The organism is Kribbella sp. NPDC005582 (assembly GCF_040605415.1).
GTDB lineage: Bacteria > Actinomycetota > Actinomycetes > Propionibacteriales > Kribbellaceae > Kribbella.
Map to the genome: position 1 here is coordinate 919021 of NZ_JBEXCU010000002.1, position 14141 is coordinate 933161.

Genomic DNA, 14141 nt, shown 5'->3' on the forward strand with positions numbered 1-14141 from the left:
GCCTAGTCGATCGGCAGGTCCCGAGCGGCCCGCAGCGATGGCGGCGTCGGCTTCGGCCGGCGCGGCTCGCGGTCGCCGGCGGTGCCGCCGGGACCTTGCGGGCTGATCCACGACCGCACCAGCGTGCGGCCGTGTTTGCGGCTGATCCGATGCAGGTCGACGCGCTCGATCTCGGGTGCCGTGATCCCGAGCTGGAACAGCGTCCGGTGCGCCATCGCGCAGGCCTGGTCCTGTTTGCGGGCCGAGGTCTTGTGCTGGAGAACGATCGCGACCTTGCCGTCGGGCAGCTCGTCGAGTCGCTGGAACCGCAGCCCGCGGTCGAGCGGGTACGAGGTGAGCGACAGGGCGACGTACTCGGGCTCGGACAGCCGGCGGGCCGGCTTCGCGTGAGCAATCACTTCGTACCTGGACATGGTTCGATCATGCGTCGCCGGACGACGGAATTCCAGGAAACGGCGGCAGAGCCTTGTCAGAGCTGGAGGATTCGCTGCGCTTCCGACAGCACGGACGGTGAGGTCAGCGACTGCCAGCGCGGGATCTGCTCCTGCAGGAACGGCCGCAGCTTGGAGTCCAGCTCGGGAGCGTGGTCCAGGACGTCGAGCTCGTTGACGATCGTGAGGTCGACGAACTCGCGCAACTCGTCGCCGCCGAGCTCCTCTGACGTCCCGGTGAAGCGATCGGTGACCGTGCGGTGCTCGGACAGATCACGCCAGCTCGTTTCGCGGTCACAAGCGCCGTACCGATAGACGAGCAGCTCGGCCTCCGGACCGATCACCGACTCGAGCACCGGCCGCTCCGTCTGCCAGTCGAACAGGTGGGTCGGGAAGCCGTCCGTCCCGTAGGCCGCGTGCGCCAGCCCGGCCACGATCAACGTGTCCGAAGCGCCCAGCGTGGTGAGCCGCTTGGCGACCCGGTGCAGGTGCACATAGAGGCTGCCGCCGGCGTGCTCGATCTCGTCGGCGCCCCGGACCAGCAGCAGCGAACTCAAGTCCTGGAAGGTGCTCATCTGACCCCTTTTCGGCGCCGTTCAAGGCCCCCACCGTAAGGCCCCCGGCTGTCGCGCGCCCACCACTTCGGCGTGCCGATTCCGTCACACCCCATTCACCCGCCGTTCGCGCCCAAGGGACCTCCCGGACCACACCCCGGACCCGCCCCTGAAACCAGCCGTCCAGCCTTCCACTCGGTCCCCGCCACGAGCCACGATTCCCTCATGAGCAACACCACAGCCCGCTGGACCCTGGTCGCGGCCCTAGCCGTCCTCACGCTCCTCACGATCACCATCACCACGCGCCTCGACGGCGCCCTCGACCCGCCGCAGCACACCACCTCCACCGGCCGCTGACCGCCGCCGCGCACCGCCGTACGCGACACCCGCGGAGCGCCGCCGCACGCCGACCCGCCGCCACCAGCCGGAGGTGTGGAGACCTGGTCGGGGCTTGAACAGGTAATTCCTTGTTCCACCCCCACTGGTACTTGCTCAAACCAACCGGAATAGCAGCCGGCGGCAGCGAGCATGCGCGACCGAGCCGAGTCCAGAGCCGGATCTACCCCAGACCGGTTTGGGGAGGGACCGGTCCGGTTTCGGGTGGTGGATCCGCCCCGAATCGGTTTGGGGAGGAGCCGGGCCGGTTTTGGGTGGTGGATCCGCCCCGAATCGGTTTGGGGAGGAGCCGGGTCGGTTTTGGGTGGTGGATTCGCCCCGAATCGGTTTGGGGAGGAGCCGGGTCGGTTTTGGATGGTGGATTCGCCCCGAATCGGTTGGGGAGCTGGGTGGGGGCGGGGCGGTTGTGGCGTGGCTGGGTGGGTGTGGGCGGGAACGACCGCAGCCCAGGTGCGCTGGCACCTGGGCTGCGGGCGATGTGCATCCTGGGAAGAGGACGCACATCGATGGGTCGTGGTCGCCAGGGAAGGTGGCTGCCAGGACCGGAGGTCGGGCCGGCGAGGGCCAGACGACGTGCGGGTGGGTCAGGAGAGGTCGGCGAGGGCCTGGCGGGCGGCTTCGAGCTCGGCTTCGAGGGCGGCGACCTTGGCGGCCTGCTGGGCGCGGGCCTCCTCGATGACCTCGTCGAGCGGGGTCGAGAGGTCCTCGTGCAGTTCCTTGGCGGCGCGGGAGACGGCCGCGGCGGCGACCGCGACGCCGCGGGCCAGGTAGGTCGAGCCCTGCTTGAGCTCGGCCGTCCACTCGCCGTCGGCGGTGCCGGTGACGGTGAGCGTCAGCTCGATGGTCTTGGACTTCTTCGCGGCAGCCTTTTTGGCCGGCGCCTTCTTCGGGGCCGGGGCCTCGGGCGCCTCAACAGCGGGGGCTTCGTCGGCGAGCGGGGCCGTCTCCGCGGAGGTGACGGGAGTGTCGACGTCGTCCGACGGCGCTTCTACTGCCAGAGTGTCTACAGTCATCGTTGCGGCGATCTCCTTCTAGAACATCGCCCGCGGTGAGCGGGCCTTGGCGCTGTGCGAACATTAGAACATACGTTCGACCCCAGCGCCAATCCGCCCCGCCGCTAGAACCTCAGGACTGCGTCTCCGAGCGGTCGCCCGACCACTCCAGGTGGAAGGTGCCCTCGCGGTCGACCCGCTTGTAGGTGTGCGCGCCGAAGAGGTCGCGCAGACCCTGGATCAGCGCCGCCGGGAGCCGGTCCGCCCGCAGGCCGTCGTAGTACGACAGAGCCGCCGAGAAGCCCGGTGCCGGTACGCCGGCCGTGGCCGCGGTGGCGACCACTCGCCGCCAGGCGTCCTGGCCGTTGGCGACCGCGTCCTTGAAGTAGTCGTCGACCAGCAGTGACGGCAGCGCCGGGTTCCGGTCGTAGGCCTCCTTGATGCGGTCGAGGAACCGGGCCCGGATGATGCAGCCGCCGCGCCAGATCGTCGCCATCGCGCCGAGGTCGACGTTCCAGTCGTACTGCTCGGAAGCGGCCCGGATCGCGTCGAAGCCCTGCGCGTACGCGACCAGCTTGGACGAGTACAGCGCGTGCCGTACGTCGTCGATGAACGCGTCGCGGTCGACATCCACCTTCGCCGACGCCGGCCCCGGCAGTACGCCGGCCGCCGCCTCACGCCGTACGACGTCGCCCGACAGCGAGCGGGCGAACACGGCCTCGGCCATGCCGCTGACCGGGATGCCCAGGTCGAGGGCGGACTGCACGGTCCAGCGGCCGGTGCCCTTCTGCTCCGCCTGGTCCAGTACGACGTCCACGAACGCACCGCCGGTGGTCGGGTCGACCTGGCTGAGCACGTCGGCGGTGATCTCGATCAGGAAGGATTCGAGGTCGCCGGTGTTCCACTCGCGGAACACGTCGGCCAGCTCGGCCGGGGAGAGTCCGAGCACCCGGCGGAGCAGGTCGTAGGCCTCGGCGATCAGTTGCATGTCGGCGTACTCGATGCCGTTGTGCAGCATCTTCACGAAGTGACCGGCGCCGTCCGGGCCGACGTGCACGCAGCACGCCTCGCCGTTCACGTGGGCGGAGATCTTGGTCAGGATCGGGCCGAGTGCCTCGTACGACTCCTTGGAGCCACCGGGCATAATGCTCGGGCCGTTCAGTGCGCCCTCCTCACCGCCGGAGACGCCGCTGCCGACGAAGTGCAGGCCCTTCTCGCTCAGTGCCTTCTCCCGGCGCCGGGTGTCCAGGAAGTGCGCGTTGCCGGCGTCGATGACGATGTCGCCCTGGTCCAGCAGCGGGACGAGCTCGTCGATCACGGCGTCGGTCGGCTCGCCGGCCTTGACCATGATGATGATCTTGCGCGGCTGCTCGAGCGCCTCGACCAGTGCGGGCAGGTCGGCGGCGGGGGTGAAGTCACCCTCGTGCCCGAACTCCTCGATCAGCGCGTCCGTACGGCCCTGGGACCGGTTGTGGACGGCGACGCGGAACCCGTTGCGCGCCAGGTTCCGGGCCAGGTTGCGCCCCATCACGGCCAGGCCGGTGACGGCGATCTCGGCTTTCTCAGAGCTCATCGAATCTCTCCCGCGTCTCAAGTTGTGTGCGGACCCATCTTCGCGCGCTTGGCAAGCCGTTGCCGCAGTGGCCCGCCTCCCGGACAAACAACTGCCTGGAGCCGAGCTCTTCTCAACCCGCGTCGATCGATGGTAGACACTGAGAAATCGATTTCCCGCCATCCATTCCGCCGGAGGGCTCGCCCATGTTCCGTCGCATAGTCGCGGTGGTCGCCGCCGCCGTACTGGTGCTCCCGACCGCCACAGCCACCGCCGGTACGACGCCGCTCCCGAGCGGCAACGGTCCCGTCGGATGGGACGTCTACCGCCACCTGGACCGCCTGCCGGAACTCACTGCCGGTGTCCGTACCAAGCAGTTCTCGAGCTTCGGCCGGGACGGCACCAACAACGACGGCTTCGACGGCACCTACTCCTGTCTCCGTACGACGGAAGCCGGCTGCGTGATCGCGGAGGACAGTGGCCCTGGTGAGGTCGCTTCGATCTGGTTCACGCGCGACGAGGGCAACGTGACCAAGACCGGCACGATCACCGTCGAGCTCGACGGCAAGCAGGTGCTGCACGGCTCACTGCAGGACATCGTCGACGGCAAACTCGGTGCGCCGTTCAGCTATCCACTGGTCGCGAACGCCGCCCAGACCAGCGGCGGCGTCTACATCCGCGTCCCGATGCCGTACCGGAGGTCGATGCGCATCACGACCCAGAGCAACCCGTACTTCTACCACGTCGACTACCGCGAGTTCCCGGACGCGAACGGCATCCACACTTTTGACGGCAAGGACAAAGCCGAGGACGTGCTGGCGCTGCTCACGGCAGCCGGCACCAAGGACCCCAAGCCCGCGCAGCCGAACAGCCGCACCACCAAGAGCACGATCAACCTTGCCCCCGGCAAGCGAATCACCCTGGCCGACACCTACGGTCCGGGTGAGCTCAGCGCGCTTCGCCTGAAGCTTCCGGAGATCGTCGGGCTCGACCTGTCCGAGTTCGCGGACGACGGTCGGGCCTTCACTGGCAGCAGCAAGTTCACGCTGAAGATCGACCCGGCCAACACCGGCGTGAAGCTGACGCGCCGGATGGACCTGCGGATCGGCAACCAGCGCGCCAAGATCTTGGTCGATGGCGTCGAAGCAGGGGAGTGGGCGCCGCTGAAGGCAGCCGGGGCGCAGTGGCACGACCAGACCGTCGACCTCCCGGCCGCACTCACCGCGGGCAAGTCGCAGATCACCGTCACGAACCAGTTCATTTCCTCCGACCTCGACTTCAACGAGTTCACCTACTGGGTCGATTCGCCGCAGCGCACCGACACCCTCGACGTCGGACCGAACCACATCGCCGACGAGCAGGCGCACGGCTACGAGATCACCAAGCAGGCTTGGAGCGGCTCCCACTCCATGCCGTACGCCGCCACTCCGGCCGACGGTGCTCGCGTCAAGCCGAGTGATTCGCTGCTCGCGGGTGTCCGCGTCGAGGTCACGATCGACGGCCAGAAGCGGGTAGACGCTCCGATCGGTGAGTTCTTCGGCTCCGGCCTCGGTGAGAACCCGGTCCGCTCGCTCTTCTTCGCCATGGACCCCAACGGCTGGTACACCGCTTGGTGGCCGATGCCGTACGTCGCCCGCGCCACGGTCAGCCTGGTGAACCAGTCGGCGTACCCGCTGACCGGCCAGTCCGAAGTCACCGCAGCCCGGGACGCGCGTAAGGCGGTCGACCTGCTGACCGGCAAGAGCGGCTACTTCAGCGCGATCTCGAAGCGCGGCGAGACCACACAGGGCAGCGACTGGACCTTCGCGCAGACGTCGGGTCGCGGCAAGTTCGTCGGTGTTGTCCAGACCATGGAGGGATTGCTTGCCGACGGCAACACTCGCGGCTACCTCGAAGGCGACGAGCGGGTATACGTCGACGGCGAGCGCACCCCGGCGATCCATGGCACCGGCACCGAGGACTACTACGAATCCGGCTGGTACTTCAATGCCGGCACCTACTCCACGCCGTTCCACGGCAACTCTGCGCACGAGGTCCAGGCCGGCTTCTGCACCAACGAGTGCGACGGCGCCTGGCGACTGCACATCACTGACTCGATTGCCTTCAGCAACCAGCTCGACATCGGTATCGAGCACGGTCAGCAGGACGACCATCCGGCGATCTACGGCTCGACGGCGTTCCTCTACACGTCGGCCGGGTTCGGTGCGCGTGAGACCGATCGCGTCGAGGTCCCAGGCACCGAGCTCACCTCGGTCTACGAAGGCGATCACGACGACATCCAGCTGACCGACCAGGTCGGGGCGACCACGAAGTTCACCGCCAGGGTCGACCCGGCGAACCGCGGTGTGACGCTACGCCGTACCAGCGATCAGAAGGTGGCTCAGTCGGCGGAGGTCTACGTCGACGGGAAGCGGGCGGGCACGTGGTTGCAGCCGCTCGCCAATCCGCATCAGCGCCGGCTCGACGACAACTACCAACTCCCCGCGTCGCTCACCACCGGCAAGAGCCGCCTGGCCATCGAGCTTCGTCCCACAGGTCCCTGGAACGCCAGCCGGTACGTCGTCCAGTCGCTCGTCACCCCGTACGCCGACCACCGCGCCCCCGGCGCGGTCGCGGACCTGAAGGCAACCGGCCAGACCGGCAACGCGATCACTCTGAGCTGGTCGGATGCGGTGGACGAGTCGGGAATCGCGCACTACAACGTGTACGGCAGGAAGCGCGCAGGGGGTGGCGGTGAGGTGTTGCTTGGGGCGACGCCGCTCCCCGGATTCGTGCACCGCGACCTCGGGCTTCACGAGACATGGAGTTATCGGGTGGCGGCAGTTGACCTTGCGGGCAACGTGGGTCCGAAGTCTCCGGCGGTGGAGGGGACAAGCGGCAACACGATCCGCATCGAGGGCGAGGCGATGCTGCCCCCGGTCTCCTCGACCGTCCCGGTCGACCCGCAAGGCAACTGCTGCGGAGTGAACTGGTCAGGCGGCGCCCAGGCCTGGATCCACGGCACCAAAGCCGGCGACAAGACTGTCCTGTCCTTCACCGTCCCGACAACCGGCACCTACGAGATAGCCGCCGTACTGACCAAAGCCGCCGACTACGGCATCGTCGACCTCCAACTCGACAACAACCCACCAACGAGCTTCGACGGGTACGTCGCCTCCGGCGTCACCACCCAACGCGTCGGACTCGGCACCCGCCAACTCACCGCCGGCAAGCACCAACTGACCCTCACCCTGACCGGCAAGAACCCGGCCGCGACCGGCTTCCTCGCCGGCCTCGACCTCCTGGACCTGGAATTGAACAGCACCCGGATCACGCCGTACACGAAGACCGACACAGTGGTTGCGGCCGGCAAGTTCACCAAGGTCTACGACCCGAGCACCGGCGAGACCGGCCCCTGGTACTACAACGACCACACTTTGATCCAGGACCGCGCCACCGGCACCTGGCACGTCTACGCGATCACGCATGCCGAGCCGGCCAACCCGCTCGACGAGAAGAGCTTCGGCCACGCCACCGCTCCGACCCCGAACGGTCCCTGGACCAAACAGCCGCCGGCCTTGATCGCCGACCCGGCTGCCGGCGAGAGCCACATCTGGGCTCCGCACGCCATCTATGACAACGGCACCTACTACCTCTTCTACGCCGCCGGTACGCCGGACCACACGGCGTACCGGATGCATCTGGCGACCTCGACCGATCTGAAGACGTGGACCCGCGACGCGGCGAATCCCTTGTTCACCGACGGTTTCGACGGTCGCGACCCGATGGTGCGCAAGGTCGGTGACCAGTGGGTGATGTACTACACCGCCAACTCGACGCCGTCCGGCGGCAACCACATCGTTGCCTACCGCACCAGCCCGGACCTGCGGCACTGGAGCGCGCGGCAGACGGCGTTCCAGCACCCCGCGACCGGCACGTACGGCGGTCCGACCGAGTCGCCGTTCGTCGTCCAGCGGGGGACCGACTGGTACCTGTTCGTCTGCTGCGACGGCGGCTACGAGTCGACAAAGGTCTACAAGAGCAAGGATCCGCTGCACTTCACCATCGATCAGCTCGCCGGCACGATCCAGGCGCACGCCGCCGAAGTCGTGCAGGACGGCGACGACTGGTACGTGACCGGCGCGGGCTGGGGCAAGGGCGGCCTGTTCCTCGCGCCACTCGACTTCGCGAAGGAAGAGGTGACCAAGGGACAAGTCGTGACGAACGAGCACTACCGGGCCACGATTCAGACCAGCCCGCGGGCGGCAGTCACCAGTCTCGAGGTTGATCCGACCGGCCAGAGCCAATACCGGCCGGCACTCGACTCGACCGGTCGCGCGACCGCGCCGTACTTGGGAGTGGGCGGTTTCGGCGCCACCGACATCACCGGACCGGCGGCTCAGGTCGAGACGACCGCAACCAGCGTCAAGCTGACCGGCATCCCGTTCGGCGACGAGCCGGTGACGGCGGACTGGACGTTCGACTTCGGCAGCCGGACCTTCGACACCGGACTGACCTGGCACGTCAACGGTGCAACGAATGCCACGCTGTGGGAGGTCGCGTTCAACGTCGATTCGGTCCTTCCGGACCAGGGCGATCCCGGTGGCTTCGGCCGCGAGGGCGACGTACCGGGCCTGCCGAAGTGGTCGATGGCGACCGGTCCTGGCCTCAGCCTTGTCACCGCACACAAGGGAGCTTGGTCGAACGACAACCACTGGTACGACCCGGTGAGTGACGGCGTCGCCTGGCAGCCGCTGTGGCAACCCGGCGGTCGCGCCTGGCCGCAGGGTACGTACGACGGCGGCACCTGGCGTGTCGGCTTCTCGAGCACCGAACGGGACGTGGCCTTCGCGAACTCCTTGGCGGCTAGTCTCGGCGGGTGACCTCACTGAAGCTTGATCCCCGACGTACGGCGCTCGTCCTGATCGACCTGATGCCGCGCATCGTCGCTCTGGACACCGCGCCGCAGAAGGGCGAAGAGGTGCTGGCGCGCTGCGCGGCGCTGGCGAAGGCCACCCGCTCGGCCGGCGGTCTGGTGGTCAACGTCCGGGTTGAACGCCCGGGCGTCGATCACCAGCCGGAAGGCAGCGGCTTCGCGCTCGATCCGGAAGCAGGCGACCTCGAGATCGTGAAGAACACCCTGGGCGCCTTCGGCCGCAGCCCGCTCGACGCGGAGCTCCAGCGTCGCGACATCAACACGCTGGCCCTGGCCGGGATCGCCACCAACTTCGGTGTCGAGTCCACGGCCCGGGCCGCCGACGACCTCGGGTACGAGACCGTCTACCTGACCGACGCGATGACGGGCCTCGATGAAGAGGCCCACAACTTCGCGCTCAGTCAGATCTTCCCCCGGCTCGGCACACTCTGCACCGGCACGGAGTACGTCGCCGCGCTCAGCTGAAGCGCCCGGGGTTCTCCTGCGCCCACTGCTGCAGGGTCCGAGCCGGTTGCCCGGTGACCTCGGTGACGGTGTTGTTGACGGTCGTCTCGTCGACGGTGCCGTCACCGAAGAAGCCCTCGATCGCACTCGCGTACGGCGCCGGCATCGCCGCGAACAGATCGTCATGCGTCTCAGCGCGGGTCATCGGGTACGCCGTCAGCGACCGCCCGAGTGCGTCGGCCAGAATCGCGACCTGCTCAACCGGGGTGAGCGCCACCGGCCCGGTCAACCGGTACGTCGCATTGCCGCCGCCACTGGTGAACGCCTGAACCGCCACGTCACCGATGTCGCGCGGGTGAATCGTCGAGACCGGCACGTCCGGGAACTGAACCCGCACTGTGTCGCCGGCCCGCAGTTGGTCGAGCCAGCGCAAGGTGTTGGACATGAAGGAGTTCGGCCGCAGGAAGGTCCATGCCAGCCCCGACTTCTGCACCGCTTCCTCAGCAGCCTGGTGGTACGCCGCCACCGCGTTCGACAGGTCGGCACCGGTCAAGGAACTGCTCGACAGCAACACGATCCGCTCCACCCCAGCGTCCCGCGCCTTGGTCAGCAGATCCTCGACCCGGTTGTATCCGCTGAGCAGAAAGATCCCGGAGACTCCGTCGAGGGAGAAACTGTCCGGATCGTTCAAGTCGCCGTACACGGGCGTGATTCCCGCCGGGAGTTCGGTTTCGGAGCGCACCAACGCCTTGCCCGGCAGCCCGGCCGCAGCAAGGGACTGCAGGACCGCGCCGCCGGCGTTCCCGGTCGCACCCGTAATCAGGATCGTCATGTCCCACCCCTTCTGGAAGAAGCCGCCAGCTTGCCAGTCCGACGGGGCAACCAGGTCCACGCCCACCCCACGACCCGAGCGCGGACTCCCAGGCCATCACCCGTTGCTCGGTACGCCGGTGCCGGTCCGGGGGTGGACTCGGTGCCAGGTTCGGGGGCCGGAGCGGACGATGAGCTCGACCGGGTCCACGGGGGAGGTCGGATCACTGACCCGCGCATCGTTGATGGTGACGGCGCCTTGCTGGACCAGGCGACGCAGTTGGGAACGAGTGTCGGCCGGGCGGATCGCCGCGAGCAGGTCGAGAACCGTGGCGACCGGTTGCTCGAGGACGACCGTGGGGATGTCGGCGGGCAGTGACCGGCCCGAGAACGTCTCCTGGAACGCCGTCAGCTCAGCCCGCGCCGCTCCGGCGCCGTGGTAGCGGGTGACGACCGCAGCGGCCAGGCGAAGCTTGGCGTCCCGAGCAGCCGGCCCGCCGGTCGCCGCGGAGGCAGCCAGTGCGGCGACGGTGTCCAGAGGGAGCTCGGTGTAGACGTGAGCGTAGGGCTCGACCAGGTGGTCGGGGATGCTCATCAGCTTGCCGAACTTGTCCCGCGGGGTGTCGGTCAGCGCGATGTAGTTGTTCAGCGATTTCGACTGTTTGGCGCGGCCGTCGAGACCGGGCGTAATCGTGGTGGTGATGACCACCTGCGGCGGCATGCCCAGACGTTGCTGGAAGTGCCGTCCCAGTTGCTCGTTGAAGAGCTGGTCCGAGCCCACGATCGTCAGATCGCTGCGCATCGCGAAACTGTCGTAGCCCTGCAGCACCGGGTACACCAGCTCGTGGACGGCGATCTCCCGGCCGGCCTCGATCCGGGCGCGAAACATGTCCCGGCTCACCAGTTGCGCATGCGTGACCTGGCCGAACAGTCCGAGCAGTTCCGCGATCTTCATCCCGTCGTACCACTCGGAATTCCGCCGCACTTCGAGGAGCGATGGTTCGGTCCGCAGTACCAGCGAGGCCTGATCCAGGAACGACGACGCGTTCGCCTCGATCGCTTCGGGTGTCAGCACCGGCCGGGTGTCGGATCGGCCGGTCGGGTCGCCGACGCGGGTGGTGAGATCGCCGAGCAGGAAGACGACCTGATGGCCGAGGTCCTGCAGCTGGCGCATCATCCAGAGGTTGACCGCGTGACCGAGGTGCAGATGCGGCGCGGTCAGGTCGACGCCGTACTTGATCCGCAAGGGCCGGCCGACGGCCAGGCGTTCGCGCAGATCGGCCTCGCCGACGATGGCATCGGTGGTCCGGCGTAACCGGTCGATTACCGCGGACGGTTCCATAGGGGTGTGCTCCAAAAGAATCATGGAGACACCCTTGCCAGCGCCTCCGGAAACGGAAGGCCCTGGGACGGAGCGAGGTGGGTACTACCGAACGCCGGCTCCTCCCAGAGCCGGTCGATACGCCACGCAACGCTTGATCACGGCAAGAGGCTAACACGCACCCATTCGGCTCGCAGGCGGATATCCGCATACCCTCAAGGGGTGACGCAGGAGCTGGTGGTACTACTCGACGAACAAGGCCGGTCGATCGGGACCGAGGCCAAGGCGACGGTCCACCATGCCGACACCCCACTGCATCTGGCCTTCTCGAGTTACGTCGTGGACGACCGCGGCCGGGTGCTGCTGACCCAGCGTGCGTTCGGCAAACCCACCTGGCCGGGCGTCTGGACGAACAGTTGCTGCGGGCACCCGCTCCCCGGCGAGCCGATCGAGCAAGCCGTCGTACGGCGGCTGTCGGACGAGCTCGGAATCAGCGACGGCACGACCGAGCTGGTGCTGCCCGGTTTCCGGTACCGCGCCGAGATGCCGAACGGCGTCGTCGAGAACGAGCTCTGTCCGGTCTACCGGGTCCGCTGGTCCGGCGAGCCGGAACCCGCACCCGCCGAGGTCGCGGCGTACCGCTGGGTCGAGTGGTCCGAGATCCGCGGCGTCCCCGGGTTGTCCCCGTGGGCCGTGCTTCAGCTCGACGAGCTCGACCACCTCGGACCGAAGCCCGCCGACTGGGCAGTCGCCGACGAAAACCTGCTGCCCCCGGCCGCCCGGCCCTGATACAACCGATCGAGCCGGCGCACGCATCCAGCTGCCCGGACCGAGAGGACGGCAGCATGGTGGAGATCCGGCAGGCGCGGACCGACGCGGACTACGAGGCGTGGCGGGAGGTGCGGATCGCGACCCTGCCCTACGAACGCTGTCCGAGTGTCGCGGAGCTACGCGCGATGGAGACGCCGGAGCGGCTGCTGCTCCTGGCCGAGGTCGACGGCAAGATCGTCGGCCATGGCTTGGCCGATCGCTCGTCGGAGTCCGGCCGTGCCGTCCTTGCTCCCCGGGTGCGGCCGGAGGCCCGGCGGCAAGGCGTCGGCAGCGCGGTACTGCGCGAGCTGGTCGATCATGCCGTTGCCCACGGCTACAAGTTCGGCGGGTGCAGTGTCGACGACGAGGGGTCGTTCGCGTTCGCGCGGCGGTTCGGGTTCGCCGAGACCGGGCGCCAGGTCGAGCAGCTCCGCGCGATCGGCACTGAACCACGCCCGCCCGCGCCCACGGCGTACCGGATCGTCTCGGTCGCCGAGCGGCCGGAGCTGTGGGCGCAGGCCTATCACCAGGTCGCGCTGCCGACCTTCCCCGATATGGATCTGGCCTGGCCGATGCAGGTGACTGCCGAGGAGTGGGCCGGCGAGTGGATCGGCGATCCGGCGGCGATGTTCCTGGCCCTGGACGGTGACGAGGTGATCGGCCTGGCCGGGCTGATCTCGGATCCCGACCAGCCGCAGCGTGCCGAGGTCGGCTACACCGCCGTACGACGGGATTGGCGCGGCCGCGGCGTCGCGTCGACGCTGAAGCGAATGAGCGTCGCTTGGGCCGCCGAGAACGGGCTGACCGAGATCTACACCTGGACGCAGGAAGGCAACGCGAACATGCGGAAGCTCAACGAACACCTGGGGTTCCGGTACGGCCTGACCAGCATCACCGTGCGCGGACCGCTACCCCTGCAGCTCGCGGAGTAGCTCCGGCCCGGACCACGCCCGCCGCTCGACCTCGGCCGCGCGGATCAGGCCGACGAGCTTGGCATTCACCGGCGCGGTCCGGCCGAGCTCGGCGGCCAGGCGGACGACCTCGCCGTTCAGATAGTCGATCTCGGTGGTCCGGCCGGCCTGCAGGTCCTCCCACATCGAGGTCCGGGCGAGCGGATCGATGGCGAGCATCGTGGCGGCGAGCCGGCGGAAGAGGAAGTTCGGGAACCGCAGGATCATCGGGAAGCGCCGCATTGGAACGCGAAGGATCTGCGCCGGCTCGATTCCCTTGGCGGCCAGCAACTCCAGTGTCTCGGCCTGTGCCGCGGCCAGACAGCGCCGGTACGCGCGATCCGACAGTTCGTCACGCAACGGTACGTCGGCCAGTGCGTTGATCGGATTGTTGAGATTCAGCAGGAGTTTCGCCCATTGCACCGGCAGGATGTCGTCGTGCTGCTTCAGCGGCAGCCCGGCCTGCTCGAAGGCAGCGACGTACGGCGACAGCGCGGAATCCCGCTGAATGTCGAGCGCACCCTCGGTGCCCTGATGGAAATGCCCGCCGCCACTATTGAGCACATTGAATGGAACCATCCCCGTCAGCACGCGCGCCGAGGTCAGTCGGGCCGCGAGGATCTGGCCGTTCCGAATCCCGTTCTGAAAGCTCACGACGACCGCACCAGGCTTGAGCACCCCGGCGAGCTCCTCGGCCGCGGTGTCGGTAGCGGCCGACTTCACCGTCACCAGAACGAGGTCGGCATCAGCCGCCGCGGCCGGGGATGTCTCGTACCGGATGGCGCTCGGCTCGACCCGCAGCTCCGCGCCCAGGTAGTCGGTCAGCCGGAGGCCGTGCGCGGCCAGCTCCGCGGCCATGCGCGGTCGCCCGACAAACGTCACCGGGCTCCCGCTCGCCGCGAGCCGGCCGCCGACATAACATCCGATCCCACCCGCGCCGTACACGGCGATCCGCTGCTCCACCGG

The 14141-nt window shown here is 68.3% G+C and carries 12 protein-coding genes; 5 read left to right on the forward strand and 7 right to left on the reverse strand.

The window, feature by feature from the left end; genetic code table 11:
• Positions 1 to 2 precede the first annotated feature (2 nt).
• Positions 3 to 413: a hypothetical protein gene (locus tag ABZS29_RS15955; RefSeq protein WP_355462449.1), complete on the reverse strand. Its 411-nt coding sequence runs from the start codon at positions 411 to 413 to the stop codon at positions 3 to 5.
• Between the two features lie 56 nt (positions 414 to 469).
• Positions 470 to 1006, reverse strand: coding sequence for a DUF6817 domain-containing protein (locus tag ABZS29_RS15960; RefSeq protein WP_355462450.1), 537 nt, complete (start codon positions 1004 to 1006; stop codon positions 470 to 472).
• Positions 1007 to 1210: 204 nt separating this feature from the next.
• Here ABZS29_RS15960 and ABZS29_RS15965 point away from each other — a divergent pair, with 204 nt between their 5' ends.
• Entirely contained in the window at positions 1211 to 1342 is a 132-nt protein-coding gene (locus tag ABZS29_RS15965) for a hypothetical protein (protein ID WP_355462452.1), read from the forward strand.
• Between the two features lie 623 nt (positions 1343 to 1965).
• On the opposite strand, the gene ABZS29_RS15970 is transcribed toward ABZS29_RS15965, so the two are convergent.
• Together ABZS29_RS15970 and gndA are read right to left on the reverse strand one after the other, a co-directional pair.
• The gene (locus ABZS29_RS15970) at positions 1966 to 2394 is read right to left on the reverse strand and encodes a DUF6319 family protein (protein ID WP_355462454.1); all 429 of its coding nucleotides are present in this window, start codon (positions 2392 to 2394) and stop codon (positions 1966 to 1968) included.
• A 112-nt stretch (positions 2395 to 2506) separates the two neighbouring features.
• Positions 2507 to 3946, reverse strand: a complete 1440-nt coding sequence (gene gndA, locus ABZS29_RS15975; RefSeq protein ID WP_355462457.1) for an NADP-dependent phosphogluconate dehydrogenase — start codon at positions 3944 to 3946, stop codon at positions 2507 to 2509.
• A 185-nt stretch (positions 3947 to 4131) separates the two neighbouring features.
• Between gndA and ABZS29_RS15980 the strand changes: the two genes are divergently transcribed.
• On the forward strand, positions 4132 to 8787 hold the full coding sequence (locus ABZS29_RS15980) for a DUF2961 domain-containing protein (RefSeq protein WP_355462459.1): 4656 nt from the start codon (positions 4132 to 4134) through the stop codon (positions 8785 to 8787).
• The gene (locus ABZS29_RS15985; protein WP_355462461.1) at positions 8784 to 9305 is read left to right on the forward strand and encodes an isochorismatase family protein; all 522 of its coding nucleotides are present in this window, start codon (positions 8784 to 8786) and stop codon (positions 9303 to 9305) included. Before ABZS29_RS15980 ends, ABZS29_RS15985 begins: the two co-directional genes overlap by 4 nt.
• On the opposite strand, the gene ABZS29_RS15990 is transcribed toward ABZS29_RS15985, so the two are convergent.
• Positions 9298 to 10116, reverse strand: a complete 819-nt coding sequence (locus ABZS29_RS15990) for an NAD(P)H-binding protein (protein ID WP_355462463.1) — start codon at positions 10114 to 10116, stop codon at positions 9298 to 9300. The genes ABZS29_RS15985 and ABZS29_RS15990 overlap by 8 nt on opposite strands.
• A gap of 96 nt (positions 10117 to 10212) precedes the next feature.
• The gene (gene tyrS, locus ABZS29_RS15995; RefSeq protein WP_355462465.1) at positions 10213 to 11460 is read right to left on the reverse strand and encodes a tyrosine--tRNA ligase; all 1248 of its coding nucleotides are present in this window, start codon (positions 11458 to 11460) and stop codon (positions 10213 to 10215) included.
• 177 nt (positions 11461 to 11637) lie between these two features.
• Here tyrS and idi point away from each other — a divergent pair, with 177 nt between their 5' ends.
• The gene (gene idi, locus ABZS29_RS16000; protein WP_355462467.1) at positions 11638 to 12204 is read left to right on the forward strand and encodes an isopentenyl-diphosphate Delta-isomerase; all 567 of its coding nucleotides are present in this window, start codon (positions 11638 to 11640) and stop codon (positions 12202 to 12204) included.
• 56 nt (positions 12205 to 12260) lie between these two features.
• Positions 12261 to 13157 (forward strand): GNAT family N-acetyltransferase, encoded by an 897-nt coding sequence (locus ABZS29_RS16005; RefSeq protein WP_355462469.1) that lies wholly within the window; start codon positions 12261 to 12263, stop codon positions 13155 to 13157.
• Here ABZS29_RS16005 and ABZS29_RS16010 read toward each other — a convergent pair.
• Positions 13134 to 14138, reverse strand: coding sequence for a 2-dehydropantoate 2-reductase (locus tag ABZS29_RS16010; RefSeq protein WP_355462471.1), 1005 nt, complete (start codon positions 14136 to 14138; stop codon positions 13134 to 13136). The genes ABZS29_RS16005 and ABZS29_RS16010 overlap by 24 nt on opposite strands.
• Between the last annotated feature and the right edge of the window lie 3 nt (positions 14139 to 14141).

Coding starts and splice junctions, on each gene's coding strand:
- ABZS29_RS15955 (WP_355462449.1), bottom strand. CDS start 413: ATGTCCAGGTACGAAGTGATTGCTCACGCGAAGCCGGCCCGCCGGCTG.
- ABZS29_RS15970 (WP_355462454.1), bottom strand. CDS start 2,394: ATGACTGTAGACACTCTGGCAGTAGAAGCGCCGTCGGACGACGTCGAC.
- ABZS29_RS15980 (WP_355462459.1), top strand. CDS start 4,132: ATGTTCCGTCGCATAGTCGCGGTGGTCGCCGCCGCCGTACTGGTGCTC.
- gndA (WP_355462457.1), bottom strand. CDS start 3,946: ATGAGCTCTGAGAAAGCCGAGATCGCCGTCACCGGCCTGGCCGTGATG.
- ABZS29_RS16005 (WP_355462469.1), top strand. CDS start 12,261: ATGGTGGAGATCCGGCAGGCGCGGACCGACGCGGACTACGAGGCGTGG.
- tyrS (WP_355462465.1), bottom strand. CDS start 11,460: ATGATTCTTTTGGAGCACACCCCTATGGAACCGTCCGCGGTAATCGAC.
- ABZS29_RS15990 (WP_355462463.1), bottom strand. CDS start 10,116: ATGACGATCCTGATTACGGGTGCGACCGGGAACGCCGGCGGCGCGGTC.
- ABZS29_RS15965 (WP_355462452.1), top strand. CDS start 1,211: ATGAGCAACACCACAGCCCGCTGGACCCTGGTCGCGGCCCTAGCCGTC.
- ABZS29_RS15960 (WP_355462450.1), bottom strand. CDS start 1,006: ATGAGCACCTTCCAGGACTTGAGTTCGCTGCTGCTGGTCCGGGGCGCC.